Origin of the sequence: Aquabacter spiritensis, assembly GCF_004346185.1 — a bacterium.
Taxonomy (GTDB): Bacteria; Pseudomonadota; Alphaproteobacteria; order Rhizobiales; family Xanthobacteraceae; genus Aquabacter; species Aquabacter spiritensis.
This window is the reverse complement of the sequence record NZ_SMAI01000005.1, coordinates 21,751-47,505: the sequence shown is the minus strand read 5'-3', so window position 1 is coordinate 47,505 and position 25,755 is coordinate 21,751. Positions and strand designations below refer to the sequence as shown.

Sequence of the window (25,755 nt, the reverse complement as noted above, 5' to 3'; positions counted from 1 at the left end):
CCCCTCAGGCCGCGGCTTTGGCCGCGCCTCCGGCGGCGGCCGCTTCCGCCGCCGCCTCTTCCGCGCGCCGTTCCATCGCGTAGCGCACCAGCGCGGCATACCGGTAGAGGCCGTGCACGAACTTGCCGTAGGGCATGGTCAGGAAGAAGCCGAAGACGAAGCCGAGATGCACCGCCAGCAGGGTGCCCATCGCCGGCGTCGCCCGCAGGACCAGCAGCGCGAGCCCGGTCAGGGCGGTGAAGAACAGCATGGCGAGAAAGGCCGCATCCATGCCGGTGCGGGTGCCGTCCATCAGGACCGGGTCGCGCTTCGACTTGGCGAGCAGCAATCCGGCCGGGCCGATCAGCAGCCCGATCCCGCCGAGCGTGCCGAGCACCACCGGCAGATCCCACCAGGGATAAGGCGCGGCGCGGCCGAGAAGATAGGCATAGAGCGTCGCCACCGAGGTCGCCGCGAAGCACAGGCCGAAGCCGTAAAAGGTCATGTGGTGATAGAGCCGGCGGGTGTCGCGCGGCCGTTCGTCCGCATTCATGCAGCCGACGCCGCCGCCGTCGAGATAGCGCAGCCGGCCGGCATCCTTCATCGCCTGCCAGAGCGAGGCGAGGTCGAAGGCCGGCGGCGGGCCGGCCGCCATGTCGCGCCAGAAGGCGCGCAGCCCCATGAACAGCGCGAGACAGGAATAGAGAAAGACACCGCCGAACAGCGCCACCATCGCGTCGTGCGGCATGATCCGGTAGAAGGCGCCCTCGCCGACCTGGCGGGCGAACATCACGCTTGGGTCGGACAGCGCCATGAAGGCGAACAGGAAGGCGACGACCGAGAGCACGGCGATCAGGCTCACCGCGAGGCCGTTGCGCTTGAAGGTTCCCGAGAGTGCCCGCGGCCAGGCATAGTCCGCATAGCTGTCATTGCGCACGATCGCCAAGGTGCGGGGCACGTTGACGTCGAATTCGTGCGGCGGCGAGAACTGGCAGTCATAATAGCAGGCGCCGCAGGAATGGCAGAGATTGGCGAGATAGTTGAGATCGCCGGCGGAAAACGCGCGGCGCATCTCCATCGCCGGGAAGACCGCGCACAGGCCCTCGCAATAGCGGCAGGAATTGCAGACGGTCATCAGGCGCTCGGCTTCGCGCAGCGCCTCGGAATGGGCGGACATGTCTAGACTTCCCTTTCGATGCGGGGCGTGTTGCATGCGCCTGCAGACAATCGTATGCGGCTTTCGACGATGCGCGGAGATGCCCGGTGACCGACGAGCGGACCCCGAGTGCGGGGCAGGACACGGCCCGGCCGATGCCCCCCGATACCGGCGTGTCGCGCGCCCAATGGGTGTATGAGACGCTGCGCGACGGCATCCGCCTCGGCACCTGGCGGCGCGGCGAGCGGGTGCGCGAGGAGACCGTCGCGCGGGCGCTCGGCGTCAGCCGGACCCCGGTGCGCGAGGCGCTGTCCCGGCTCCAGGCGCGCGGGCTGCTGGAGGTCACCGCCGCCGGTCTCGTGGTGGCCACCATCGCCCGGCCGCAGACCCTCGAACTCTATGCCATGCGCGAGGTGCTGGAAGGCTCGGCGGCGCGCTTCGCCGCCCAGCATGCCGCGCCGAGCGAGATCGCCAGCCTGACCCAGCTCTCCGGCGCCTTCGCCGAGGCGGTGGGCGATCCGGCGCGGCTCGCCGCGCTCAACCGGCAGTTCCACGCCGCGATCCAGGACGCCGCCCACAACCGCTATCTCGTGCGGATGCTGGAGGATCTGGGCGATGCCCTGGCGCTGCTTCCCGGCACCACGTTCGAGCTGCCCGAGCGCGGCCGGCTCGCGGTGGCGGAGCACGCCGCCATCCTCGCCGGCATCGCGCAGCGCGATCCCGACGCCGCCGAGCAGGCCGCGCGCGCCCATATCCGCCGCGCCCAGGAGGCGCGGCTGGACCTGATGCAGCGCGCCGGCTGAGGCGCCGCGCCGCGGGACGCGCCGGGACGCGGGCTCAGTTCCGCGCACGGCGCGAGGCCCCCTCGCCGGCGGTCTTGCCGAAGACGCTGCCGATGGTCATGCCGATGCCGGCGGCATAGCCGCGGCCGAGCACGTTGCCGGCCATGATCTCGCCGGCCGCGAACATGTTCGCGGCGGGGCGGCCGTCGGTCATGATCATGCGGGCCTCCTGATTCACCCGCACGCCGAGATAGGTGAAGGTGATGCCGGGGCGCACCGGATAGGCATAAAAAGGCGGGGTATCGACCGGGCGCGCCCAATGGGTCTTGGGCGGCGTCAGCCCCTGCGTCCGGCAATCGTCGAGCACGGTATGGTCGAAGCTGCCGCCGGGGACGATCGCGGCGTTGAAGCCGGCCACGGTCGCGCAGAATTTCGCACGATCGAGCTCCAGCTTGCCCGCCAGTTCCTCCAGCGTCGACGCGCTGATCGGCGGGTAGAGCGAGGGCATGAAGGAGGTCAGCGACTTCGCGTCGAACACGATATAGGCGATCTGGTCGGGCTGGTGGGCGACGAGCCGGCCCCAGATCGCATAGCGCTTGGGCCAGAAATCCTCGCCCTCGTCATAGAAGCGTTCGGCGTCGCGGTTCACCACGATGCCGAACACGACGCAGTCCAGCCGGGTGATGATGCCGCCGTCGAATTTCGGCGCGCGCGCGTCGATCGCGACGGCGTGGCATTGGGTGGGATCGCCGATCTCCTGCACCCCCTTGTCGAGCAGCATGCGCAGCATCGTGCCGCGATTATAGGGCGTGCCGCGGATCAGGAAATTCTCCGCCGGCGGCCCCCAATATTCCTTCAGCCACGCGATATTGGCCTCGAAGCCGCCGGCCGCGGCGACCAGGGCGCCGGCGCGCACCGTCTCGAGGCCGCTCTGGCGCTTCACGGTTGCGGACAGGAACATCCCGTCCTCGATCTCCAGCGCCACCACTTCGGCGTCGTATTCCACCTCGACGCCCAGCCCCTCGGCGGTCTGGTACAGCGCGTTCAGCATGGCGCGGCCGCCGCCGAGGAAGAAGGAATTGGTCCGCCCGAGGCTCAGCGTGCCGCCGAGCGAGGGCTGGAAGCGCACCCCCTGCGCGCTGATCCAGGGCAGCATGTCCTTGGACTTGGCGATCATGAAGCGCGCCAGTTCCTCGTCGGTATGGCCCTGGGTGACGCGCTTCAGATCGTCCCAGAATTCATCCTCGGTATAGGGCCCGGTCAGGGTGTCGGTCGCGGTGTCGTGGGCGCAGCGCATGTTGCGGGTGTGGCGGGTATTGCCGCCGCGATAGAAACGCGGCGCGGCCTCCAGCACCTTGACCGAGGCGCCGGCGCGGCGCGCGCTGATCGCCGCGCACAAAGCGGCATTGCCCCCGCCGATCACCAGCACGTCGTGCGCCGAATCCATCCCGCCATCCTCATTCCCGAGTGCAGATGCATGCACTTGTATGCAGAAAATCGCCCGTTTGATGATCGAGCGCAATCCGGGCGTCAAGCCGAAAGTGCGTGGGGTCAGACGCTCAGATCGCGCGCGGCCAGGATCCGGGCGACCGTCGCATCCGACGGGCCGCGATAAAGCCCGCTGCGGCTCACGCAGACGCCGGTCCGGCGGTGGATCCCCACCGCGGTCTCGGCGATCTTGGCGGCGAGCCCGTAGCCGTCGAGCAGCGGTACGGGGCCGAGCGCGAACAGCCCCCGCTGCGCGAGCAGCATGGCATGGGGACCTGCGGGGATGACCACGTCGGCCCCCGCCTCGATGCCGCGGCGACAGGCCGCCAGACACGCGGCGGTCTGCGCATCGCCGCGCGCGCGGTCCGCAAAGGCGGCGTCGAGATCGGAGAGGTCGTCCTCGGCGATCGCCTCGATCCCGGCGAGGCGGGCCGCGAGCCCATATCCCTCCACGCACCGTCGATAGCGCGGCGCCATTTTCGGGTGCGGCACCACCAGCGCGAAGCGCATCCCCAGGGTGCAGGCCCAGAAGCAGGCCGTTTCGAGCAGCGAGACGACCGGAATGTCGAGGATTTCCCGCAGTTCGACGATCCCGGTGTCGAGCGAGTTCGCCATCACGACGGCGTCGTACCCGCCCGTGGTCCGGATCGTGAGGCCGAGATCGACCACCGCGCGCAGGTCGTAATGGGCGAAGACCGCAAACTCGCTCCCGAACGCGCCATGATCTGTGCCTCGCACGTCGAAGGCGACGCTGGGTCCGGCGGTGTCGGCGCAATGGTCGCCGACGGCGGCGAGGAAGGCCGCCATTGCGGTTTCCGACGACAGGAGCTGGTAGCGGATCCGCATGGCGCTAGGCGTCCAGCCCCGACGCCGCGCCCGCGCGCACGGCCGCTTGCCTCGCGCGCCGGCCGCCGACATGTGCGCTCCGCCCCGCCGGGGTCTGGTCCAGCGGGGCGAGCGCGTCGGTGCCGAACGACCGCAGGTTCTGGGCTGCGGGCGCCGGGGCGTAGAGCGTCGTGCGCTGGCGCGGCGTGCGCCCGATATCGCGGATCAGCCGCTCCATCCGCTCCGGCGGCATTTCCTGGCCGTGCTCGGTGCCGGCGGCGCGGCTGATCGATTCGTTCATCAAGGTGCCGCCGAGATCGTTCGCCCCGGCGGCGAGCGCGGCCTTGGCCCCCGCCACGCCCATCTTCACCCAAGAGGTCTGGATGTTGTCGATCGCGCCGTTCAGCGCGAGGCGCGCGACGGCGTGCATCAGTACCGCCTCCCGCAGGCTCGGCCCCTGGCGCGCCGCGCCGCGAAGGTAGAGCGGCGCCTCCATGTGGACGAAGGGCAGCGGCACGAATTCGGTGAACCCGCCGGTGCGCTCCTGGAGCGCCCGGATCCGCAGAAGATGCCGCGCCCAATGGGCATAGGTCTCGACATGGCCGAACATGATGGTGGCGGTCGTGCGGAAGCCGGCGCGATGCGCCGCCGCGACGACCGCGAGCCATTCGTCGGTGGAGAGCTTTTCGGCGCACAGGACGCGGCGCACCCCGTCGTCCAGGATCTCCGCCGCGGTCCCCGGCAAGGTGCCGAGCCCGGCAGCCTTCAGGCGGGCATAATAGTCCGCCAGCGAGAGGCCGAGACTGTCCGCGCCCTGCCGCACCTCCAGCGGCGAGAAGGCGTGCAGGTGCATTTCCGGCACCGCCGCCTTCACCGCCCGGCAGATGGCGAGGTAGGTTTCGCCGGTATAATCGGGATGGATCCCGCCCTGCATGCAGACTTCGGTCGCGCCCCGGGCATGCGCCTCGCGCACCCGGCGGGCGATCTCCGGCAGTGCGAGGTCATAGGGCCGGCCGCGCAGGTGCGCGCTCGCTTTGCCCTTGGAGAAGGCGCAGAACTGGCAGCGATAGGCGCAGACATTGGTGTAATTGATGTTGCGCGTGACGACATAGGTCACGGCGTCGCCCACCGTCTCGCGGCGCAGCGAGTCGGCCGCGCTCTGGACCGCGCTTGCGGCGGCGCCGCGGGCGCTGAACAGGCGGACGATGTCGTCCTCCGACAAGGGACGCGCCGCGAAGGCCCGGTCGAGCAGTGCAGTGAGCCCGGTGCCGCGCGCCGGGCCTGGCGCCCGGAAAGCCGTCTCGGGCAGCGCCTGCCGTCCGACCCGCCACAGCGATTCATGGGCGAGGCCCGCGCCGTCGGCGCGCCGCAGGACATGCGGCAGCACCGTCGGGGCGATCCACCGCGCGGAATTGCGGAGATAGGCGGGATAGACGGTGAGGCGCGGCGCGAGGCTTTTGCCGGCGGCCTCGGTTTCACGCGCGAGGCGCGCGAGATGCGGCCAGGGGGCTTCGGGATTGACATGGTCCGGCGTGACCGGCGAGACCCCGCCCCAATCATTGATCCCCGCCGCGACCAAAGCGGGCAGATCCCCGGGCCGCAGGTTCGGCGGCGCCTGGAGGCTCATCTCCGGGCCGAAGATCAGGCGCGCGATGGCGATGGTCCATTGGTGGTCCGCGAGATCCGGCTCCGGCGCGCCGGCCATCCGCGTGCCCGGCTTCGCCCGGAAGTTCTGGACGATGATTTCCTGGAGATGGCCGTGGGCCGCATGGAGGCGGCGCAGGTCGAGCAGCGCCGCGATCCGCTCCGCCCGCGTCTCGCCGATGCCGATCAGGATGCCGCTGGTGAAGGGCACGCCGGCCCGGCCAGCCGCGGCGATCATGTCGAGACGGCGCGCCGGGACCTTGTCGGGCGACCCGAAATGCGGCCCGCCGCGGGCGCACAGACGGTCCGCCGCGCTTTCCAGCATGATCCCCTGGGAGGCCGACACCGCTTTCAGGTCGCCGATCTCGGCCTCGGTCATCACCCCCGCATTGATGTGCGGCAGCAGCCCGGTCTCCTCCAGCACCAGCCGCGCCATCGCCGCGAGATAGGCGACGGTCGAGGGATGGCCGAGGGCGGCGAGTTCGTCGCGCGCCGCCTGGTAGCGCAGCTCGGGCTTGTCGCCGAGCGTGAACAGCGCCTCGTCGCACCCCTGCGCCGCCCCGGCTTGGGCGATCGCCAGCACCGCGTCCGGGCGCAGATAGGCCTGTTCCCCCCGCCGCGGCGGATGGGCGAAGGTGCAGTAATGGCAGACGTCCCGGCAGAGCTGGGTGAGCGGGATGAAGACCTTGCGCGAGACGGTGACGACGTCGCCATGGCCGGCGTCGCGCAGCCGGGCCGCGGCGGCAAGCAGGTCGGGGAGATCCCGGCGCCCAGCGAGGGCGAGCGCCTCTTCCGCCGACAAGGGCGTGCCGTCGAGGGTCCGCGCGGCGAGGTCGGCGAAGGATGGTTCGGTCATGTCTGGTGCTCTCGGACGCAGGGCCGGGCCTCGGCGAGCCAGAGCGCCGTGTGGGCGGCGGGGCAGGGGGGGAGGCCGGGAATGACGCCGCCGCGGATGCCGGCCGGCAGGCGGCGGCGCAAGGCGGCGAGGTCGGCGGGCAGATCGACGTCGAGCGCGAAGGAGGGCAGAGCGGCCGGCATCACCGGGCCCTGGGCCGGATTTGCGAGATGACGGCGAAAGCTGTCGGCGCCGAAGGTGAAGCCGAACGGGCGATCGAGCCGCACCACGAGGCCGTTGGTGCCGCCGCGATCGCGGCTCGGCACCGCGACGGGCGCGCGCGCGCCGCGCGCCAGGGCGACGGCGGCATCGATCTCCGCGGGGTCCAGGAAGGGAATGTCCGCCGGCACCACCAGCGCCCGCGCCGCGCCCATGGCCCGCAGCCCCCGCACGCCGTCGGCGAGCGCGCGGTTGAGATCGCAGCCGCCCGCTTCCTCGGCGCCGACATGGGCCTCCGCGACGACATGGGCGCCGAAGCGGCGCACGAAACCGGCCGCCACGGGGTCTCGCGTCACCACGGCGACGCCGTCGAGGCTGCGGGCGCGGTTCGCGGCGGTCAGCACGTCGGCGAGCATGGCCTGCTGGAGCGCGATCCGCTGGTCGGGGGACAGGCAGCCGGAGAGGCGCGATTTGGCTGCGGTGAAGGTCTTCACCGGCAGCAGCGCCCACACCGGATCCAGGCGCGACGGATAGGTCATGGCCGGCCTCCCCGGGCGAACGCCAGCACCGACCGCGCCAGCGCGATGCGGTCGTCCAGCGTGACCATGACGCTCGGCGCGACCCGCAGGCGCGGCGCGTCCCCGGCCTGGTCCGCATCTGCGGTGTCCAGCACGAAGACGTCGACGAGGTCGCCATAATGGGCGAGCACGGTCGCGGGCGTCACGGCAAGGCCGAGTTCCGCCATCAGCTTGGCGAGCGGCCCCTTCAGGGCGGTGCCGCCGACGATCGGGCTCACCGCGACCAGCGGCGCGCGGCGCGCCGCGATCAGGGCGCGCAGGCCCGGTATGGCGAGGATCGGGTCGATCGAGAGATAGGGATTGGACGGACAGAGCACGATCGCTTCGAGGTCGGGCGCGGCGAAGGCGGCGGCGACCTCCGGCGAGACCCGGGCGGTGGCGGCGCCGTCGAACCGCAGGCCACGTATCGCCGGGGCGCAGCGGCATCCGACGAAATAGGTCTGGAAGGCCAGGTCGCCGTCGGCGGTCTCGACCACGGTGCGCACGGCATCGTCGCTGGCCGGCAGGACGGCGCAGCCGACCCCCAGAGCGCGGGCGATGTCTGCGGTGACCGTCGTCAGCCGCGCGCCGTCTGCGAGCCGCGCGGTCCGCACCGCGCAGGTCGCAAGGTCGGTATCGCCAAGGGCGAACCAGGTCTCGCCGCCGAGTTCGCCGACCGCCTCCATGAAGCGCCAGCTTTCCCCGGCCCGGCCCCAGCCGGTCTGCGGATTGGCGCGGCCGGCGAGGGTGTAGACGACGGTGTCGATGTCCGGGCAGACGGCGAGCCCGAAATGGCGGAAATCGTCGCCGGTATTGACGATCACGGTCAGCTTCTCGGCCGGCACGACCCGGGCGAGGCCGAGCGCCAGTTTCGCGCCGCCAATGCCGCCGCACAGCGCGATGACGGTTCCGCCGCGATAGCCGGCTTGGATCATCGGAACATGTCCTCGCTGCGAGGCCGCAGCCCGTCGCGCGCGGTCTGGCGGCTCTCGCTCCAACTCTGTCCGCGCACCACGGCGACCGGGCAGCCTTCCGCGCCCTCGCCCATCACGAGGACGGCCGCCGCCGCGACGGCGTCGGCAAAGCCGATTTCGGTGACCTGGAGCGGCCGGCCGTAAAGGTCGGCCTCGCCACGCCGGTCGATCACGGCCGGCGGCCCGGCGAGGCCGAGTGCGACGCCGACCGTTCCCAGGCGCCAGGCGCGGCCGAAACTGTCGGAGATCACGACCCCGAGCCGCACGCCTGTGGCGGCGCGCAGCCGGTCGCGCAGGGCGGCGGCCGACCGGTCGGGATCCTCCGGCAGCAGAAGGACGACCGCCTCGTCGTCCGGCGCGGCGTCGAGGTTCGAGCGATCGACGCCGGCATTCGCCATGACGTGGCCGAGCCGGTGCTCGACGACGACGACGTTGCGGCGGGCGCGCAGGACCGCCGCCGATTCGCCCAGCACCAGTTCCGCTAGGCGCGGATCCTTGCCGGTGGTGTGTGCCAGGGCCTGCGCCGCCGCGCCGGGCACGATCGCTTCGAGCCGCACCGAGCGCCCCTCCGCCTTGGACACGATCTTCTGGGCGATCACGACGATGTCGCCGTCCGCGAGGCGCAGCCCGTTGCGCGCCGCCGCGCCGAGGATTTCGTCCGCGAGGTCGGTGCCGGGGCGGATGCCCGGCATGCCTTCGAGCGCGTGGATCGCCAGGGTGCGCATCGCAGCCTCAGGCTACCGCTTCGGGGATGCCGGTGAGCCGGATTCCGGCGCCCTCTGCGACGCCGTAGCGGCGGTTCACCGCGATCAGCACCGAGGTCATCGCCTCGGCCGCGGCCGAATTTGCGAGCGGGCCGCCGTGCAGCGCGCGCAGGCCGAGCGCCTCGATCAGCACCACGGCGCTGCTGCGCGCGTCCGTATCGTCGCCGAACACCAGCACGTCGCAGCCGACCGGCCCCCCGCTCCGCAGTTTCTGCGCCGAGACGTTGTGGAAAGCGGTGACGAGGCGCACGTCCGGTCCCAGCGCTGCCGCGGCGCGGGCGGCGGCGGAGCCTTCCCGCGGCAATTGCACCCGCGCCACTTTCGGCGGCAGGAGCGGCACCGTGGTGTCGATGACGATCTTGCCCGCGACGTTCGGCGCGATCGCCCGCAGCGTCTCGTCCTGGCTCGCGAACGGGACCGCGACGATGACGAGGTCGCCGGTCGCGGCCGCATCGCAATTGGCGCAGCCGCGCACCCGCGCGCATCCGGTCTCGCGGCGCAGCGCTTCGGCGGCCGCCTCGGCCCTTTCGGCGGTGCGCGAGCCGATCACCACGCAGAGGCCGGCCAGAGCGAGGCGCGCGGCGATGCCGCCGCCGAGGGCGCCGGACCCGCCGATGACGGCGATGGTCTGTGGAAGCGTCATGGTTTCCTCCTCATCCCGCGCCGGCGGGGGCCGGTCGCGGCGCGCCGATCGCGGCGCGGGCTTTTCTCAGGTTCGGCGGGACGGCGTCGGTGCCGATGATTCCGGCCGCCGCGAGGCGCGCGAGATCGGTGTCGGTGAGGCCGAGCACGCCTTGCAGCACCGCCGCATTGTCCGCGCCGAGGGTGGGGGCGGCGCGGACGATGGGGAGCGGGCGGCCGTCCTCGCGGAACGCCGGGGAGGGGTTGGGCTGATGATCGACATAGGCGCGCCGCAGCACCTGCCAATAGCCACGTGCGGCGAGATGGGGATCGTCGAGCAGATCGACCGGCGAGCGCACCGCACCCGCGGCGATGCCGGCGGCCTGGAGCGTCAGCATCGCCGCATCCGGCGTATGCCGGCAGGTCCAGGCGGCGAGGGCGGCCTCGATCTCGTCCAGCCGCGCGCGGCGCTGGTCCAGCGTCGCGAAGTCCGGCGATGCGAAGGCCGGCCCGAGGAGAGCGGCCAGCGCCGCCCATTGGGCATCGTCCTCCACCGCCACGAACACCCAGCTGTCGGGATCGCGGCAGGGGAAGGCGCCGAACGGGGCATAGGCCGGGTGGCGGGTGCCGGTGCGCGGCGGCACCCGGCCGGTGGCCGAGCATTCGATGATCCAGGGGGCCGCCATGGTCAGCATGCATTCGACCTGGGACAGATCGATGCGCTGGCCCGCGCCGGTCCAGGTCCGATGCGCGAGCGCGATCAGGATCGCGGCGGCGGCGTTCAGGCCGCCGATCGGATCGCCATAGGCGATATGGCTCATGCCCGGCGGGCCGTCCGGATCGCCGGTGACGCTCGGTACGCCGGAGGCCTGTTCGAGGGTGGAGCCGTAGGCGCGCAATTCCCGCAGCGGACCATCGCCCGCGAAGGCCGGCATCGACACCATCACGATGTCCGGCTTTACCGTGCGCAGAGCGGTGTAATCGAGCCCGAGCTTGGTTAGAACGCCGGCGGAATAATTCTCCACCACGATGTCCGACCGGCGCACCAGATCGCGCACCAGGGCGACCCCCTCGGGGGTCGTGAGATCCAGCGTGATGCCCCGCTTGTTGCGGTTCATCACGTTGAAATAGCTGCTCTTCTCATAAAGGCGCTGGGCGATTACGACGGGCCGGTTGTCGACCCCACGCCACCAGTCGGGATACTGGCAGGCCTCGATCTTGATCACGTCCGCGCCGAGATCCGCGAGATGGCGCGTCGCGTGCGGCCCAGCCCAGCCCATCGCCATGTCGACGACCCGCACGCCCTCGAGCGGCAAGTGCCCTTTCGGCCTCGGGGGCGCGCGCCGCACCGCCGGCGCCGTCCAGTCGGCAAGCGCGCCGCCGAAGGCGGGCACGCGCAGGTCGCGGGCGGGCGGGGTGCGGGTCAGGCGGAGCGGGGAGGCGGGCATGTCATAGTCCGCCGCACCGTGGCGCACCCGCGCGAACACGGCGCGCCGCCGGTGCTCCGGATCGGCCAGAAGATCGGCCATGTCCGGCACGATGACGAAGGGCAGACGCTCCTCCAGCGCGATCGCGAGCCAGTCTTCGGCCGTGCGGGTGAGGAAAGCGGGGGCGAAGCGCGCCTGGAGCGCATCGGCGACGGCGATGCGGTCGCGGTTCACCGCATAGGCCGGATCGCCGATCAGATCGGGCATGTCGAGCAGGGTGCAGAAGGCGGCCCATTGCACCGGGGTGACGATGGTAACGCCGATCCAGCCGCCGCCCTTGCAGCGGAAGATGCCGAGCGGATAGTTCGGCCAGAAGCGGTTCTGCCCCCATCGGGTGTCGCGCCGCCCGGCGCCCCAGTCGAGCGCGATATTGTAGTCGGCCAGCGCGATGGCGGCCTCGAACACGCTCACTTCGAATCGTCGGCCGCCGCCGCTCTGCAGCGCCGCCATGGCGGGAATGAAGGCGGTGAGGCCGCCGACGATGTCGGCCTGGTAATCGAGGATCGGCGTCGGCGGTCCGTCCTTCGGCCCGACCAGATAGACGAGGCCGGCGAGGGCGCGGCACACCGTGTCTGTGGCGCGGAAATCGCGATAGGGGCCACTCTCGCCGAACCAGCTCGCGGCGACGATGACGAGATCGGGCGCTTCGGCGCGCAGCGCGTCGTGATCGAGGCCGAGCGCGCGGCGCTCGGCCTCGCCAAGCGTTTCGATGACGACGTCCGCCGTGCTCAAAAGCGCGTGCAGGCGTGTGCAGGCCGCCGGGTCGGACGGGTCGACCACGGCGCTTTGCTTTCCGGCGTTGAGGAAGCCGAAATGGCAGCCTTCCTCGGCACCCGGGCCGATCGCCAGGCGCGGCCCGCGGCGGCGCAGGGGATCGCCTTCCGGGGGCTCGATCTTGACCACCTCCGCGCCAAAATCCGCGAAGATGCGGGCGCAATAGGCGCCCGCCGGAACCGCTCCGAGTTCGACCACCCGCACCCCCCGAAGGGGGGCGGGCGCCTGGTCCGCCGCGCCGGCCATCACGCCGCCGCCCGCGCCTTCGGCGCCTCGGCCGCATAGTCCTCGAAGGCGCAGGGGATGCGGTGGATCTCGGCGACCATCTCGGCGAGCTGGTCGACGTCGTCGTCGGGCTGGAAGTTCAGGGAGACGGTGTCGCCGAGGCCGCCATAGCGCTGCTCGATCAGTTTGGGGAGCTGCTGGTAGTCGCCGGCGATGGCGAACAGGTCGAACGCCTCGTCGGGGATCAGGGCGGCCATCTCGTCCCAGCGGTTCTCGCGGGGATAGGGGTTCACCTTTTCGCCCAGTTCCACCAGATCGTGCATGCGCAGCACGTCCCAATAGGCCCGGGTCGAGCAGTAGAAGGCGATGCGGAAGCGGACATAGTCGCGCATCTTCGCCACCGCCGCGGCGTCGCGGCCGGTGGCGATGAAGCCGCCGCACACGACTTCGATGTTGCGCCGGTCGCGCCCGCCACGGGCAAGGCCCTCCTTGATGCCGGCGACGCTGACCTGTTCGAGATAATTGCGCGAGGAGAACGGGTGCAGGCGCACGCCGTCGCAGATTTCGCCGGCGAGCCGCAGCATGGCCGGGCCGACGGTCGCGATCGACACCGGGATCCGGGGAAGGCCGTTCGGCTTCGGCGAGAAGTTCGGCGTCATCAAGGTGAGGGTGTAGTTCTCGCTGTGATAGTCCAGCGGCTCCTCGTGCGCCCAGGTGTTCCAGACCGCGCGCACGGCGCCAATATAATCTCGCATTCGGGGGGCCGGGGGCGACCAGGGCAGGCCGTAGCGGCGCTCGTTGTGCGCTTTCACCTGTGCGCCGAGGCCGAGATAGAACCGCCCGTCCGAGGCGTTGTGGACGTCCCAGGCGCCGTGCGCCGTGATGGTCGGCGCCCGCGGGAAGGCCATCGCCACCGCGGTGCCGAGCTGGATGCGCTCCGTGACCAGGGCCGCGGCGGCGAGGGGAATATAGGGGTTGTGCGCGTTTTCGAGCGCGACGCAGCCATCGAAGCCGGCTCGCTCGGCCATCTGCGCCACCTTCTGGGCGTCCTTGAGATTGTTGTTCGGGAGTTGGGTGATCACGCGCATCGGGCGTCTCCTGTGGGGGCGCGGCCGATGCCGGCCACGCAGGTCTGTAGTGTTCTTTATTGTACTTATTTTAGTACAATAATATCCAATCTTGACCGAGGCAACCGGAATTCGGGCCGCCGCTGTCAGGGATTGAGGGTGATGAGGCGTTCCTCGCTCATTTCGGCGATGGCATAGCGGGGGCCCTCGCGGCCGAAGCCGCTGTCCTTCACCCCGCCGAACGGCATGGCATCCGAGCGCGCGCTGGACGCCTCGTTGAGATGCACCGCCCCGAACCGCAGGTGCCGGGCGGCGGAGAGGGCGCGGCTCATGTCGCGGGTGAAGACCCCGGCCGCGAGCCCGTAGGGGCTGGCATTGGCGAGATCGATGGCGGCGTCGAGGCTGTCGAACGGGACCAGGGAGACCAGGGGGCCGAACACCTCGCGGTCCACCACCTTCATGCCGCGGGCGACGTCTTCGAGCAGGGTCGGCTCCACCACCGAGCGGGTGCGCCCGCCGCCACAGAGCACGCGGGCCCCCGCGGTTTCCGCCTCCCGCACCCAGTCGGAGACCCGGGCGGCGTCGGCCTCGTCGATCAGCGGACCCATGCCGGTCGTCGGCAGATGGGGATTGCCGAAGGAGATTGCCGCGACCCGCTCCAGCAAGGCGTCGCGCATGTCCGCCATGGCGGCGCGCTCCACCAGGAGCAGCTGAACCGAGGTGCAGACCTGCCCGGCCTTGCGGAAGCCGGCGGCGGCGACCTTCTGCGCGGCGCGGCTGATATCGGCGTCGGCGCAGACGATCGTGGCGGCGATGGAGCCGAGTTCCAACTGGCACCTGCGCAGCCCGGCGGCCTTGTGGATCGTCCGGCCGACCGCGGTCGAGCCCGTGAAGGCGTAGAAGGCGATGTCCGGCTGATCCAGCAGCAGGGTGCCGAGCCGGGAGCCGGGGCCCTGGAGCAGGCTGAGGAAGCCCTCCGGCACGCCGGCCTCGACCATGGCCCGGCACAGGATTTCGGCGGCGAGCGGGGTATAGACCGAGGGCTTCAGGATCACCGCATTGCCCGCCGCAAATGCCGGCGCCACCTTGTGGATCACGGTGTTGAGCGGCGAATTGAACGGCGTGATGGCGCAGACGATGCCGAGCGGGAACATCAGGGTGAAGCCGATCCGGCTCTCCTGGCCCGGCGCGCCGCCGAACGGCACCAGCTCGCCATTGATTCGCGTGGTCTCTTCCGCGGTGATTTCGAGCGTGGCGAGGGAGCGGTCGATCTCCGCTTTGGCCTCGGCGAGGGTGAGCCCGGCCTCCGCGACCAAAGTCGCCATGAGAAGCGGCCGTTCGCGCGCCAGGATGCCGGCGGTCCGGCGCAGGATCGCGGCGCGCTCGGTCGGCGGCGGGGCGCCTTTGGCGAAGGCGGCGGCGGCACCGGCGACCGCCGCGTCGACCTCGGCGGCACCGGCCTCGCAGACCTCGGCGACGCGGCGTCCGTCATATTTGTCCCGGACGGCGAAACGCGTGGCGGTCTCGCGCCAGGTGCCGCCGACGAGAAGCCGACCGGTGGGGGCCGCGGGAGGAGCGAGGGTGTCCGTGGTCATGGGGGCGGGTTCCGATGGTGGCGTGCGAAAACGGGGGCGCGGTCAGCGCCCGGTCCAGACCGGCTTGCGTTTTTCGGCGAAAGCGCGCGGACCTTCGACGCGGTCCGCGCTGTCATAGAGGGCCCGCACCGCGGGATAGGTGCGCTGGCGGGCATAGAGGGTGGCGAGGTCGTCGCCGTCCTGGGCGCGCAGCATCAGTTCCTTGGCGGCGCGCACCGCCATCGGCGATCCCGCCAGCAGGCGGTCGGCGAGCGCCAGAGCCGCCGGCAGGGTCTCGGCCGGGGTGTCGGCGAGTGCGTTGACGAAGCCGAGGGCTTCGCCTTCCGCCGCCGGGACGCGGCGGGCGGTGAGGATGATTTCGGCCGCCTTCTTGGTGGGAATCTGCTGGGCGAGGCGCAACAGGCCGCCGGCGGTCGCGGCGAGGCCGACATGCGGCTCGGGCAGGCCGAAGTTCGCCCCGCGGGCGGCGACGATCAAATCGCAGGCGAGGGCGATCTCAAAGCCGCCGCCGAGCGCGATCCCGTTCACCGCCGCGATCACCGGCTTCATCAGATCGAACCGCGCCGTGAGGCCGCCGAAGCCGGTCGGGGGCATCGTCGTGTCGTTGCCGGCGGCTTGATATTTCAGGTCGTTGCCGGCGCAGAAGGCGCGGTCGCCGGCGCCGGTGATGATCGCGACCCAGAGATCGGGATCCCGGGCAAAGCCGTCGAACACGGCTTCCAGCTCGAGATTCGCCGGGCGGTGGAGCGCATTCATCACGTCCGGGCGGGTGATTGTGACGATCAAGATGCGCCCGCGCGTCTCCACGCGGCAATACGACCCCGCCATGTCCGGCTCTCTCCCCGATTCGACTGATCCGGAGCACGCTCTTCTTTTTGTGCTCGATTGTATTTATTTATGTACAATAATGTGATCATGTACATCCAATCAAGCGGAAATTTCCGCCCGCGCCGGACTCATCCGGCGCGCAGCAGGGGAGGATCGGATTTGGCGGCAGGACGGTCGGGCGCCGGCGGTGCCTATGTGATGGGGGTGTTCGAGCATCCGACCCGGAAGGCCGTCGACCGGTCGATCGGCCAGCTCCATGCTGAATCCGCGCAGGCGGCGCTCGCCGATGCCGGGCTGACGCGCGACGATGTCGACGGCTATTTCTGCGCCGGCGATGCGCCGGGCCTGGGGCCGCTTTCCTTGGTCGATTACATGGGCCTGAAGGTCCGCCACATGGATTCGACCGAGACCGGCGGCACTTCCTATCTGATGCATGTCGACCATGCCGCGCAGGCGATCGCGGCCGGCAAATGTTCGGTCGCCCTCATCACGCTCGGCGGGCGGCCCCGCGCGCTCGGCATGGCCACCGGCACCGCGCCGCGGGTCTACAGCGCCGACGCGCCGGACGTGCCGTTCGAATTCCCCTACGGCTTCACCACGGCCAATCTCTACGCCATGGTGGCGCGCCGCCACATGCACGCGTTCGGCACCACCAGCGCGCAGCTCGCCTGGGTGAAGGTGGCGGCATCGCACCATGCCCAGCACAATCCCCACGCGCTCCTGAAGGATGTCGTCACGGTGGAGGACGTCCTGGCCTCGCCGCTGATCGCCGATCCGCTGCACCGGCTGGACTGCTGCGTGATCACGGATGGCGGCGGCGCGATCGTGGTGACGGCGCCGGAGGTCGCAAAGAGCCTGAACCGGCCCAAGGTGCGGCTGAGGGGGGCGGGGGCGGCGGCGAAGACGCCGGACGGCGGCCGCCTCGATCTGACCTATTCCGCCGTGGCGCAGTCCGGGCGGCGGGCGTTCGAGGAGGCGGGCGTCACACCCGCGGACATCAAATATGCCTCGATCTATGACAGCTTCACCATCACCGTCCTGATGCAGCTCGAAGATCTCGGCTTCTGTGCGAAGGGGGAGGGCGGCCGCTTCGTCGCCGACGGGAATCTGATTTCCGGCGTCGGCCGCCTGCCGGTCAACACCGACGGGGGCGGCCTGTGCAACAACCATCCGGCCAATCGCGGCGGCGTCACCAAGGTGATCGAGGCGGTCCGCCAATTGCGCGGCGAGGCGCATCCCCGCGTCCAGGTGCCCGGTTGCGATCTGGCCTTGGTCTCCGGAATCGGCGGGCAGCTCGGCAGCCGCCACGGCGGCGCGACCGTCATCCTCGAACGGGAGTGATCGACATGTATCTCAAACCGCGCCGCGCGCCGGCGCCCGACCGCACCCCCGAGACCGCCGCCTATTGGGACGCCGCCCGGGACGGCCGCCTGCTGCTGCGGGGCTGCCGCGCCTGCGGCCAGGTGCACCATTATCCCCGCACGCTCTGCCCGTTCTGCTTCAGCGCCGACACCGAATGGCGCGTGGCGAGCGGGCGGGGGACGATCTACAGCTACAGCGTCATGCACCGTGCCGCGGAGCCCTATGCGGTGGCTTACGTCCGGCTCGACGAGGGAGTGACCGTGATGACCAACCTCGTCGCGTGCGAGGCCGACGAAATCCGGATCGACGGGGCGGTGCACGTGGTGTTCCATCCCAGCGAGGGCGGCGATCCGATCCCCATGTTCACCCCGCTGCGGCCGCCGGGCTGAGGCCCCGCGCAGGCGGCCACCCCTTCGCCCGGCGGCATCGTCCACGCGCCTGCGCGCGGTCCGGATTGGACAAGGTCGCGCCTTGGTGTATCCCTCGGAAGCCCGTCGATCCACGAAGGCGGGAGTGGGATCGGGACCATTCCGTTGGCCAAGGCAGTGACCAAGACCCCAAAGCCCCTGAAGGCCGACGCGCCGCCGCGTGCCGAGAAGGCGTCCACCTCGTCGCTGAGCCGCACCGCGTACGAATTCGTCCGCAGGGCGATCCAGATTGGGCAGTACAGCCCGGGCGACCGGATCCGCGAGGAGGAGATCGCCGACCAGCTGGGCGTCAGCCGGACACCCGTCCGGGACGCGATGCGGCGGCTCGAAGCCGACGGCTTCCTCGTCCACGAATCCCATCGTGGCATGACCATCGCCCAGTTCGACCACCAGACGGTGATGGAACTCTACGCCATGTGGAACGTGCTGGAGGGCGCCGCCGCCAGCATGGCGGCGCGCCATGCCGCCGACGCCGAGATCGAGCTTCTGGAGGAATATATCGCGCTCGAACCCGCCGAGGCGGTGACGGCCGAGCGGATGGCCGAGCACAATCGCAAGTTCCATCAGGCGATCTATCGCAGCGCACACAACCGCTATCTCCTCAAGACGTTGAGCGTGCTGTCGGATTCTCTGGATTTCCTCAGCCGCACCACGTTCACGATCGGCGCGCGCCGCGAGCTCGCGCAGGTGGAGCACCGCGCCATCGTCGATGCGATCCGCGCGCGGGATCCGGAAGGGGCGGAGAAGGCGGCCCGCGCCCATATTCGGGCCGCGCTCCGCGCCCGGCTCACCCTGCTGGCGGAAACGCCGGACAGCTGACGTCGGGAGCGGGCTGCCCGCGAGGGAACCGTCTGCGGCTATCGGGCATAGGCGGTCAGCCCCGCGACCAGGGCGTCGAACACCAGATGGACGCGACGGACATCGCGCAGGTCCTCGTGGGTGACGACGAAGGTCTCCAAATCGAAGGCGACGTCCGGGACCACGCGCTCCAGCATCGGATCGCGGGCGGCGAGCCCGATTTGGCAGATGCCGAGTCCCAGCCCGGCTCGGATCGCGGCCAGTTGGGCGAGATCGCTGTCGGAGCGGAACACGAAGTCCTCGCGACGCAGATCGATGCCGCTCATGGCCTTGACGGCGCGCACGCCGACGGTTTCGGTCTCGAAGCCGACCAAGGGCATGGCCCGGGCCTCGGACAGCGTCGCAGGTCGCCCCCAGGCGTCCAGCAAGCGCTTGTGGCCGTGCAGACCCAGGGTGACGGTCCCGACCCGGCGGGCCACCAGGGCCTCTTGCGCGGGGCGGACCATCCGCACGGCGATGTCGGCCTCGCGGCGCAGCAGGTCTTCGCTGCGATTGGTCAGGGCCAGCTCGAAGACCAGACCCGGATGGGCCGCGCGGGTCTCGGCGAGGATCGGGGGCAGGACCTCCATGCCGATCACCTCGCTGGCCGTGATGCGCACGGTTCCGCCCGTCGAGCCGGCTTCGGCCGAGGCCGCGCGGGCGAAGGCGGCGGCGGCGCTGGCCATGGCCTCGGCCGGGGCGGCGAGGTCGCGGGCGAGCGCGGTGGGGGTCAGGCCCGCGGGCGACCGGGTGAACAGGGCCACCCCCAGGTGCCGCTCGAGCTCCTCGATCCGGCGGCGTACGGTCGGCTGCGCCGTGCCAAGCGCGCGCGCCGCGCCTGACAGGCTGCCCTCGCGCAGAACCGCCAGAAAGGCGCGCTGCCGCTCCCAGTCGGTCGCATCCATCGCCGGTATGTTCATAAAATATAGACTAGCGGATCAATCATTCTGAGCAATTTATATCATACCCGCGCTCCGGCATCCTGGCCTGGTCACCTCTCAAGGAACCCGTCATGCCCGAGGATCCTTCCCGTATCGCCCTCGTCCTTGGCGCCCACGGCGGCGTCGGCGGCGAGACCGCGCTTGCCCTGGCCCGCCACGGTTGGACGATCCGCGCCCTCGTGCGGGATCCCTCCAAGGCGCCACGCCGCGCCGACTGGAGCTACGTCGTTGGCGATGCCATGAACCGCGACACGGTGGTCGCGGCTGCGGGCGGCGCCGGCCTCATTGTCCACGCCGTCAATCCGCCGGGCTATCGCGGTTGGAACCGGCTGGTCCTTCCCATGATCGACAACACGATCGCGGCGGCGGAGACCAATGGGGCGCGGATCCTGCTGCCGGGGACGATCTATAATTATGGCCGCGACGCCTATCCGCTTTTGTCCGAGGAATCGCCCCAGCGCCCCGCGACGCGCAAGGGCGAGATCCGCGTCCGGCTGGAAGCGCGGCTCGAGGCGGCGGCGGCCCGCGGCGTGCGCGCCCTGGTCCTGCGCGCCGGAGACTATTTCGGGCGCAGCGCCAGAAACAACTGGTTCAGTCAGGCGCTGGTGAAGCCGGGACAGAAGCTGAAGGCGGTCACCTATCCCGGCGCGCCCGGCGTGGGGCATGCCTGGGCCTATCTGCCCGACGTGGCCGAGACCTTCGCCCGCCTCGCCGAGCGCGAAGCGGACCTGCCGGTCTTCGCCCGCTTTCATTTCGACGGTCAGTGGGACGCCGACGGCACGGCGATGACCTCGGCGATCCGTCGCGTGGCCGGCGCGCCCGACGTGCCGATCCGGGCCTTCCCCTGGGGGCTGCTGCGACTGATCGCGCCGTTCAATGAGACGGTTCGGGAACTGATCGAGATGCGGCCCCTCTGGCGCCAGGCTGCGCGCCTCGACAATCGCCGACTGGTGGCTTTCCTCGGCGCGGAGCCGCGCACGCCGCTGGAGCAGGCAATCCGGGAGACCCTGACGGGGCTGGATGTCCCCCTGTCCGTGACGGCGCGCGGGACCCGCGGCGTCGCGGCCATCCGCGCCGTGCCGTGATGGCGCAGAGGGCGGGGGCGACGGCGATCACCGCGCCCTGAAGGCGACATTTTCGCCGCGCGTCGCGGCGCGTTCGAGAACCTTCGGTCGTGGCTCAGGGCCAAGGGGGTGTCCGGCGAAAGGCCGTCAGGGGATCTCCAGATGGCCCATTGGCGGCGTGGGGAGCATCCCCGATCGGACCGCTTTGGCGCGCCAGGCGCGCGGCGAGCGGATCGTCTGCCCGCACGGCGACGCGGGTCAGACCGAGCCGTCCCATGGCGAACCGCAGATCGTCCCCGCCCTCGCCCAGCGGCAAATCGAAATCGTGCCCCGCGGCATGATCCGCGCCGCGTTCGCAGCAGGCGCAGCCCGCGATTCCGGTTACATCGCGCGCGCGGGCGAAGGGGATCTGCGCCGTCAAACGGACGGTCCGTCCGTCGGGGAGCGACCGGGCCAGAGCGTCGAAGCCGAGCGGCGGCACCTCGGGCCGTCCGGGCCACCGCGCCGCCGGACGAACGCGCCGGATCAAGGGGGCGCCGGTCGCGACCCGCGTGAAGAAGCCCGCCACCACGTCGCGCGCCGCCGCAGCGCCCAGACCGAGCGACACCGCGATGCCGGCGGCCGCGAGCCGGCGGAGCCCGGCGCCGTCGACCGCGGGATAGGGATCCCTCAGCGCCACATGGACCACGCGCACGCCGGCGGCGATCAATCGATCGGCGCAGGGCGGCGTGTGTCCCCAATGGCTGCACGGTTCCAGGGAGACGTAGGCGGTCGCGCCGCGGGCGCGCGGCCCGGCACTCTCCAGGGCGACCGTCTCGGCGTGGGGCCGACCGCCGTCCTGCGTCGCGCCCCGGCCAACCACCTGCCCGTCGGCCACCAGGATGCATCCGACCGCGGGATTCGGCCAGACCCGGCCCATCTGCGCCCGTGCGAGGGCGATCGCGCCGTGCATGAAAGCGGCGTCGGCGGCATGCGGGCCGGCGGCTGGAGGCGACCGATCGCGGATGAGGGGAACTGTCATGTCCGGCGGTCTTCCCGCGGATAATTTGGCGCTGGCAAGGGAAAAAGCGTGAGCGGTACATTGCGCGGTATGCGTTCGTGCGCTAATGTACACAAATAAGTACAATAATGAAATCTAGTTTTTGTTTTGTTCGGAAGGGTTGCCGGGAAATCGGCATGCACGCCGGGCGAACCATCGGGAGGAAGAGGATGAAAGGGGTTGTGCAGCTTTCCCTGGCGTTGCTGGGGATCGCCGGAAGCGCGCTGTGGGCCGCGCCGGCGCGCGCGGAATTTCCCGAGAGGGCGATCCGCATCATCGTTCCGTTCGCGTCCGGCGGTGCCACGGACCTGATCGCACGCACCATTGCGGCCGAGGTCGCGCCGAAGCTCGGCCAGCCGGTCATCATCGAGAACCGGGCCGGCGCCGGGACCATCATCGGCACCGAAGCCGTCGTGCGCGCCACCCCGGACGGCTACACGCTCCTGTTCAACAGCGGCGCGCTTGCGATCGATCTCAGCTATCGCAAGGAGCAGACCTACGACGTCCGCAAGGATCTGATCCCCATCACCAAGGTGGCCTGGGGGCCGTTCGCCGTGCTGGTCAATCCCAGCGTCCCGGCCAAGACCTTCCCCGAACTGGTGGATTACGCGAAGAAAAACCCCGGCAAGCTCAATATGGGCTCGTCCGGCAACGGCACCATGATCCACCTCGCCAGCGCCTATATGGCGTCGCGCACCGGGATGACCCTGGTCCATGTGCCGTTCAAGGGCGCGGGCCCCGCTCTGGTCGGCATTCTCGGCGGCCAGATCGAGGTTCTGCTCGATCCGCCCTTCACCTCCAAGGCGGCGATCGGCTCGGGCAAGGTCGCGGCGCTCGCGGTCACCGGCGACAAGCGCTCCTCGCTCCTGCCGGACGTCCCGACGATCGCCGAACTCGGCTATCCCGGCTTCAAGGCCGGTCACTGGGGCGGCTTCTTCGCCCCCGCCGGCACCCCGGACGCGATCATTCGCAAGCTCAATGCCGAGTTCAATGCGGCGCTGAAGAGCCCCAAGGTCCAGGACGTGCTGCTCGGCCAGGGCCTGGAAATCATCGGCAACTCGCCGGAGCAGTTCAAGGCCGAGATCGACGAGGAAGTCGCCCTCTGGGCCAAGATCATCAAGGACGCGAAGCTCGCGCCGGAATGATCCGCCGGGCCCGCTCTGCGGTGCGGGCCCACCCTCCCGAAGACCCGGCGGAAAGGGAATCCAGGCCGTCATGCTCCACAGTTTCCAATCCCCCAGCCGGATCCATGCGGGCATCGGCGCGCATGCCCGCGTGGGCGAGATCCTGGCCGGCTTCGGCAGCGACCGCATCTTCATCGTCGCCGATGCGGCGGTGCTCGGCAGCGAGATCTTCGGCCTCGTCGACGGCGTGCTGCGCCAACAGGGCATCGCCAGTGCGGTGTTCTCCGGGATCGCGCCGGATCCCAGCGACACGATCGTCGCGGAGGCCATCGACGGCGCTCGCGCGCACGGCGCGAGCGCGCTCCTCGCGCTCGGCGGCGGCAGCACGATCGATGTCGCCAAGGCGGTCGGCATCGTCGCCACGAACGGCGGCCGGATCCACGATTACGAGGGGATCGACAAGTTCTCCGTCCCGCCTCTGCCGCTGATCGCCATCCCGACCACGGCCGGCACCGGATCGGAAGTGTCGGGGTCGTGCGTCATCACGGATTCGCAGCGGCACCTCAAAATGTCGATCCGGCACGCCGCCCTCAACCCGGCGAAGGCCGCGATCCTCGATCCCCTGGCGCTGAAGACCATGCCGGCGCACGTCGCCATGCATTCCGGCATGGACGCTTTCGTCCACGCCTTCGAATCCTACATCTCGCGCAAAGCCAGTCCGTTCACCGATGCCCTGAACCTGCACGCGCTGCGGCTGATCGCGCGCAATCTGCGCCCGTTCGTCTCCAATCGCGGCAATCTCCAGGCCGGTCTGGACATGCTGGTCGGCTCGGCTTTGGCGGGGATGGCGTTCGGGCTGACGGGGCTCGGCAACGTGCATTGCCTCGCCCGTTTCGTCGGCACCTATTTTCACCTGCCGCACGGCTTGTCCAACGCGGTCTGCCTGCCGCACGTCGCGGACTTCAACCGCATCGCCGCGCCGGAGAAATATGCCGCGATCGCCGACGCCTTCGGTGCCGACGTCCGGGGCGTCGCGCCCGAGGTGGCGGCGCGGACCGCGGTCGCCGAGATCCGCGCCTTCTGCGCCGATCTCGGCGTGCCGGCGCGCCTGCGGGACGTGGGTGCCGACGAGGCCGTGTTCGAAGAGATCGCGGACCTGTGCGTCGAGGCCGATTACGATCGCTGGAATCCTCGCTCCACCACCCGCGCGGACTTCCTGGCGCTGCTCCGCGCGGCGTATTGAGCGCCGCGGGCCAAGAGACGTTCAGCTTTTAGTTAAATTAATTTCTTGTGATAATTGAGTAAGTTTGCGTTCTCGTTCCATGGAATAAGAAATAGTTCTTTTTTTCTTTTGTATAGATCTCGATTCAGAATTTGACAGAATCCGGATCTATAATATTGACCTTTCATGTCCTTATATTCAAAATATCCATAAAAAAATATAAAATTGTTACTAGTATGATCAGATAACTTAATTCCAATTTGATCTGCTCCGCAAAGAATTTCATCGCTTAATGATCCCGTTCCAATTGCGATTTCGTTCTTTTTGTACCAAGCAATTGCGTATTTTCCAAAATTATCAACTCCTTCTTTATGAATGTAATTTGAATAATCTATGGCATTAATTATCTCTAAATCTTCGATCTTTGGGCAAATAGCCCAAGCTCGACACATCAGATGTAGAAAGGCGGGTCCGTTGCCAACGTTCTTGATTCTAAAATGAATGTCTTTTTTAGCGTCATTATTAAAGCCTTCTATCCATTCGATTTGTTTTTCTCGAGATTCCATTTCGACCGTAAGGACCGGTCTGATCTCGGCGTCAAGTAACTCGATCGTCGCCTTTGTGGCATTCTTTGCTTCAGTCAAAGCATCTTCAGTGTGATTCGCCGCCACTTTGGTCCAATGAAGGGTAAGCGCGAGGAGTAACACACCAACTGCAGTCAAAAATGTCGATGCCGCAGCAGCAATGAACATCCAGTATGCCCAGCGCGCCATGGCCTTCTGGGCGATGAGATCTTCCGCACTGTTGTTGTGGTCGGCTTCGGCATCTTTTCCAGCCTCGGTTGTCACGTTTCGGATGGCGGCTTCTATGCTTTGGATGGCGGACAGAAAGGTCGCGGCATCGATCTCATGATTCGTGGCACCTTGACGTTGCCCGGTAGCGCCATCGGGCCGTTGGCCATCCGCAGTTGGGTCGACTTGCGCGGGCGGCTGCGGAGCCTCTTGGGCCAAAGCGCCAGACGCGACCAAGCTGATAAATATGATCGCAATCCACTTGGAAACATGCATCTGAGAACGGCTAGTTTGAGGTATCTCGTAGCCGCATTATTGGCGCGGGTGCCCGGTCGTCAATACGTTAATCAAAGACTACAAGAAATTAAAGATTGTTCAGCTTGAGCTGGCGCAGGAGCGGGATGAGTTCGTCGCGGGCGTGGCGGCGGTGGCGGCGGGCCGCCGCGAGGGCGGCTTCGGCGTCGCCGGCGCGGATCGCGGCGGTGAGGGCGGCGTGGTCGTGCGCCGAGCGCGTCGGCAGAGGCCGCAGATTGAGCGTGAACAGGCGCGCCCGGTGCAATTGGTCGGTCACGGTGCCGACGATGCGCCGCAGCCGGTCATTGCCGCAGGCGTCGATCAGGCAATCGTGGAACGCCTTGTCGGCGCGCGCCCAGGCCGGTCGGTCATTGGCGGCGAGGGCGGCGTCCATCTCGGCGGTGCAGCGCTCGAGCCGGCCGGCGGCCGCGGCCCGCTCCGCCGCGGGCAGGCCCGCGAGGCGCTCGCCGGCTGCGCCTTCCAGGCCGATGATGACGTCGTAGATCTCGGCGATGTCGTCCGGCGAGAGGCCGAGCACCAGGATGCCGCGCTTGGGCAGGATCCGCACCAGCCCTTCTTCCTGGAGCCGCGCCATGGCCTCGTGGACCGGGGTGCGGCTCATGTCGAGCTGGCGGGCGATCTCCACTTCGCCCGCTTGGTGGCCGGGCGGGTAGGCGTTTTCGAGGATCGCCCGCTTGATCGCGTCATAAGCGAGGTCGACGAGATTGGGCTTAGTCGCCGCCGGCATCGGGCGCAGCCGATGTGCCGGCGCCTCCCCGGTCCCGGTCGTGTCCGGCTTCGTCGTCGCCGCGTCCGCCATCGTCTCGCAGGCC

At 69.6% G+C, this 25,755-nt stretch carries 23 protein-coding genes; 7 read left to right on the top strand and 16 right to left on the bottom strand.

Annotation, left to right across the window (positions count from 1 at the left end):
- Positions 1-4: 4 nt before the first annotated feature.
- Positions 5-1,156, bottom strand: coding sequence for a tricarballylate utilization 4Fe-4S protein TcuB (gene tcuB / locus EDC64_RS09720; protein WP_132031097.1), 1,152 nt, complete (start codon positions 1,154-1,156; stop codon positions 5-7).
- 86 nt (positions 1,157-1,242) lie between these two features.
- On the opposite strand from tcuB, the gene EDC64_RS09715 reads away from it, so the two are divergent.
- On the top strand, positions 1,243-1,938 hold the full coding sequence (locus EDC64_RS09715) for a GntR family transcriptional regulator (protein WP_245504633.1): 696 nt from the start codon (positions 1,243-1,245) through the stop codon (positions 1,936-1,938).
- Between the two features lie 34 nt (positions 1,939-1,972).
- Here EDC64_RS09715 and tcuA read toward each other — a convergent pair whose 3' ends face one another.
- The 11 genes from tcuA to EDC64_RS09660 all read right to left on the bottom strand — a co-directional run bounded on the left by tcuA (position 1,973) and on the right by EDC64_RS09660 (position 15,820).
- Positions 1,973-3,364: an FAD-dependent tricarballylate dehydrogenase TcuA gene (tcuA, locus tag EDC64_RS09710; protein ID WP_132031096.1), complete on the bottom strand. Its 1,392-nt coding sequence runs from the start codon at positions 3,362-3,364 to the stop codon at positions 1,973-1,975.
- Positions 3,365-3,468: 104 nt separating this feature from the next.
- A complete protein-coding gene (locus EDC64_RS09705; protein WP_132031095.1) occupies positions 3,469-4,251 on the bottom strand; it encodes an aspartate/glutamate racemase family protein in 783 nt (260 codons plus the stop codon).
- Between the two features lie 4 nt (positions 4,252-4,255).
- Complete coding sequence (gene cofH / locus EDC64_RS09700; protein ID WP_132031094.1) at positions 4,256-6,730, bottom strand: 5-amino-6-(D-ribitylamino)uracil--L-tyrosine 4-hydroxyphenyl transferase CofH; 2,475 nt, start codon at positions 6,728-6,730, stop codon at positions 4,256-4,258.
- A complete protein-coding gene (gene cofC, locus EDC64_RS09695) occupies positions 6,727-7,467 on the bottom strand; it encodes a 2-phospho-L-lactate guanylyltransferase (RefSeq protein ID WP_132031093.1) in 741 nt (246 codons plus the stop codon). Before cofC ends, cofH begins: the two co-directional genes overlap by 4 nt.
- The gene (cofD, locus tag EDC64_RS09690; protein WP_132031092.1) at positions 7,464-8,420 is read right to left on the bottom strand and encodes a 2-phospho-L-lactate transferase; all 957 of its coding nucleotides are present in this window, start codon (positions 8,418-8,420) and stop codon (positions 7,464-7,466) included. The genes cofC and cofD overlap by 4 nt, the downstream gene beginning before the upstream one ends.
- Positions 8,417-9,184 (bottom strand): coenzyme F420-0:L-glutamate ligase, encoded by a 768-nt coding sequence (cofE, locus tag EDC64_RS09685; RefSeq protein WP_132031091.1) that lies wholly within the window; start codon positions 9,182-9,184, stop codon positions 8,417-8,419. Before cofE ends, cofD begins: the two co-directional genes overlap by 4 nt.
- 7 nt (positions 9,185-9,191) lie before the next feature.
- Positions 9,192-9,866 (bottom strand): NADPH-dependent F420 reductase, encoded by a 675-nt coding sequence (npdG, locus tag EDC64_RS09680; RefSeq protein ID WP_132031090.1) that lies wholly within the window; start codon positions 9,864-9,866, stop codon positions 9,192-9,194.
- A 10-nt stretch (positions 9,867-9,876) separates the two neighbouring features.
- Positions 9,877-12,351, bottom strand: a complete 2,475-nt coding sequence (locus EDC64_RS09675; RefSeq protein ID WP_132031089.1) for a CaiB/BaiF CoA transferase family protein — start codon at positions 12,349-12,351, stop codon at positions 9,877-9,879.
- A complete protein-coding gene (locus tag EDC64_RS09670; RefSeq protein ID WP_132031088.1) occupies positions 12,351-13,418 on the bottom strand; it encodes a TIGR03617 family F420-dependent LLM class oxidoreductase in 1,068 nt (355 codons plus the stop codon). The genes EDC64_RS09675 and EDC64_RS09670 overlap by 1 nt, the downstream gene beginning before the upstream one ends.
- 125 nt (positions 13,419-13,543) lie before the next feature.
- Positions 13,544-14,992, bottom strand: coding sequence for an aldehyde dehydrogenase family protein (locus tag EDC64_RS09665; protein WP_132031087.1), 1,449 nt, complete (start codon positions 14,990-14,992; stop codon positions 13,544-13,546).
- A 42-nt stretch (positions 14,993-15,034) separates the two neighbouring features.
- Positions 15,035-15,820, bottom strand: coding sequence for an enoyl-CoA hydratase-related protein (locus EDC64_RS09660; protein WP_132031086.1), 786 nt, complete (start codon positions 15,818-15,820; stop codon positions 15,035-15,037).
- 159 nt (positions 15,821-15,979) lie between these two features.
- Between EDC64_RS09660 and EDC64_RS09655 the strand changes: the two genes are divergently transcribed.
- From EDC64_RS09655 to EDC64_RS09645, 3 genes are all read left to right on the top strand, one after another.
- Positions 15,980-17,161, top strand: coding sequence for a thiolase domain-containing protein (locus tag EDC64_RS09655; protein ID WP_274594942.1), 1,182 nt, complete (start codon positions 15,980-15,982; stop codon positions 17,159-17,161).
- Positions 17,162-17,166: 5 nt separating this feature from the next.
- Entirely contained in the window at positions 17,167-17,571 is a 405-nt protein-coding gene (locus EDC64_RS09650) for a Zn-ribbon domain-containing OB-fold protein (RefSeq protein ID WP_132031084.1), read from the top strand.
- A 144-nt stretch (positions 17,572-17,715) separates the two neighbouring features.
- Complete coding sequence (locus EDC64_RS09645; RefSeq protein WP_207916002.1) at positions 17,716-18,429, top strand: GntR family transcriptional regulator; 714 nt, start codon at positions 17,716-17,718, stop codon at positions 18,427-18,429.
- Between the two features lie 38 nt (positions 18,430-18,467).
- Here EDC64_RS09645 and EDC64_RS09640 read toward each other — a convergent pair whose 3' ends face one another.
- Positions 18,468-19,352, bottom strand: coding sequence for a LysR family transcriptional regulator (locus EDC64_RS09640; protein WP_132031083.1), 885 nt, complete (start codon positions 19,350-19,352; stop codon positions 18,468-18,470).
- A gap of 107 nt (positions 19,353-19,459) precedes the next feature.
- Between EDC64_RS09640 and EDC64_RS09635 the strand changes: the two genes are divergently transcribed.
- Positions 19,460-20,473: an NAD(P)H-binding protein gene (locus tag EDC64_RS09635; RefSeq protein WP_132031082.1), complete on the top strand. Its 1,014-nt coding sequence runs from the start codon at positions 19,460-19,462 to the stop codon at positions 20,471-20,473.
- A 94-nt stretch (positions 20,474-20,567) separates the two neighbouring features.
- Here EDC64_RS09635 and ribD read toward each other — a convergent pair whose 3' ends face one another.
- Entirely contained in the window at positions 20,568-21,473 is a 906-nt protein-coding gene (gene ribD / locus EDC64_RS09630) for a bifunctional diaminohydroxyphosphoribosylaminopyrimidine deaminase/5-amino-6-(5-phosphoribosylamino)uracil reductase RibD (protein WP_245504632.1), read from the bottom strand.
- A gap of 188 nt (positions 21,474-21,661) precedes the next feature.
- Between ribD and EDC64_RS09625 the strand changes: the two genes are divergently transcribed.
- Together EDC64_RS09625 and EDC64_RS09620 are read left to right on the top strand one after the other, a co-directional pair.
- Positions 21,662-22,636 carry a Bug family tripartite tricarboxylate transporter substrate binding protein gene (locus EDC64_RS09625; protein ID WP_165933706.1) on the top strand — a complete coding sequence of 325 codons (975 nt, stop codon included), beginning with the start codon at positions 21,662-21,664 and terminating at the stop codon, positions 22,634-22,636.
- A gap of 70 nt (positions 22,637-22,706) precedes the next feature.
- Positions 22,707-23,858, top strand: coding sequence for an iron-containing alcohol dehydrogenase (locus tag EDC64_RS09620; protein WP_132031080.1), 1,152 nt, complete (start codon positions 22,707-22,709; stop codon positions 23,856-23,858).
- A 32-nt stretch (positions 23,859-23,890) separates the two neighbouring features.
- Here EDC64_RS09620 and EDC64_RS09615 read toward each other — a convergent pair whose 3' ends face one another.
- Both EDC64_RS09615 and EDC64_RS09610 read right to left on the bottom strand, forming a co-directional pair.
- Positions 23,891-24,904, bottom strand: coding sequence for a hypothetical protein (locus EDC64_RS09615; RefSeq protein WP_132031079.1), 1,014 nt, complete (start codon positions 24,902-24,904; stop codon positions 23,891-23,893).
- Between the two features lie 88 nt (positions 24,905-24,992).
- The gene (locus tag EDC64_RS09610) at positions 24,993-25,742 is read right to left on the bottom strand and encodes a GntR family transcriptional regulator (RefSeq protein ID WP_338023397.1); all 750 of its coding nucleotides are present in this window, start codon (positions 25,740-25,742) and stop codon (positions 24,993-24,995) included.
- Positions 25,743-25,755: the final 13 nt, after the last annotated feature.

Bases quoted from the DNA above. Each gene is read 5' to 3' on its own strand.
- EDC64_RS09620 (WP_132031080.1), top strand. From the start codon at position 22,707: ATGCTCCACAGTTTCCAATCCCCCAGCCGGATCCATGCGGGCATCGGC.
- EDC64_RS09670 (WP_132031088.1), bottom strand. From the start codon at position 13,418: ATGCGCGTGATCACCCAACTCCCGAACAACAATCTCAAGGACGCCCAG.
- EDC64_RS09615 (WP_132031079.1), bottom strand. From the start codon at position 24,904: ATGCATGTTTCCAAGTGGATTGCGATCATATTTATCAGCTTGGTCGCG.
- tcuB (WP_132031097.1), bottom strand. From the start codon at position 1,156: ATGTCCGCCCATTCCGAGGCGCTGCGCGAAGCCGAGCGCCTGATGACC.
- EDC64_RS09640 (WP_132031083.1), bottom strand. From the start codon at position 19,352: ATGGATGCGACCGACTGGGAGCGGCAGCGCGCCTTTCTGGCGGTTCTG.
- EDC64_RS09665 (WP_132031087.1), bottom strand. From the start codon at position 14,992: ATGACCACGGACACCCTCGCTCCTCCCGCGGCCCCCACCGGTCGGCTT.
- ribD (WP_245504632.1), bottom strand. From the start codon at position 21,473: ATGACAGTTCCCCTCATCCGCGATCGGTCGCCTCCAGCCGCCGGCCCG.
- cofD (WP_132031092.1), bottom strand. From the start codon at position 8,420: ATGATCCAAGCCGGCTATCGCGGCGGAACCGTCATCGCGCTGTGCGGC.
- npdG (WP_132031090.1), bottom strand. From the start codon at position 9,866: ATGACGCTTCCACAGACCATCGCCGTCATCGGCGGGTCCGGCGCCCTC.
- EDC64_RS09625 (WP_165933706.1), top strand. From the start codon at position 21,662: ATGAAAGGGGTTGTGCAGCTTTCCCTGGCGTTGCTGGGGATCGCCGGA.
- cofH (WP_132031094.1), bottom strand. From the start codon at position 6,730: ATGACCGAACCATCCTTCGCCGACCTCGCCGCGCGGACCCTCGACGGC.
- cofC (WP_132031093.1), bottom strand. From the start codon at position 7,467: ATGACCTATCCGTCGCGCCTGGATCCGGTGTGGGCGCTGCTGCCGGTG.
- EDC64_RS09610 (WP_338023397.1), bottom strand. From the start codon at position 25,742: ATGGCGGACGCGGCGACGACGAAGCCGGACACGACCGGGACCGGGGAG.
- EDC64_RS09705 (WP_132031095.1), bottom strand. From the start codon at position 4,251: ATGCGGATCCGCTACCAGCTCCTGTCGTCGGAAACCGCAATGGCGGCC.
- EDC64_RS09675 (WP_132031089.1), bottom strand. From the start codon at position 12,351: ATGGCCGGCGCGGCGGACCAGGCGCCCGCCCCCCTTCGGGGGGTGCGG.
- cofE (WP_132031091.1), bottom strand. From the start codon at position 9,184: ATGCGCACCCTGGCGATCCACGCGCTCGAAGGCATGCCGGGCATCCGC.
- tcuA (WP_132031096.1), bottom strand. From the start codon at position 3,364: ATGGATTCGGCGCACGACGTGCTGGTGATCGGCGGGGGCAATGCCGCT.
- EDC64_RS09660 (WP_132031086.1), bottom strand. From the start codon at position 15,820: ATGGCGGGGTCGTATTGCCGCGTGGAGACGCGCGGGCGCATCTTGATC.
- EDC64_RS09650 (WP_132031084.1), top strand. From the start codon at position 17,167: ATGTATCTCAAACCGCGCCGCGCGCCGGCGCCCGACCGCACCCCCGAG.
- EDC64_RS09635 (WP_132031082.1), top strand. From the start codon at position 19,460: ATGCCCGAGGATCCTTCCCGTATCGCCCTCGTCCTTGGCGCCCACGGC.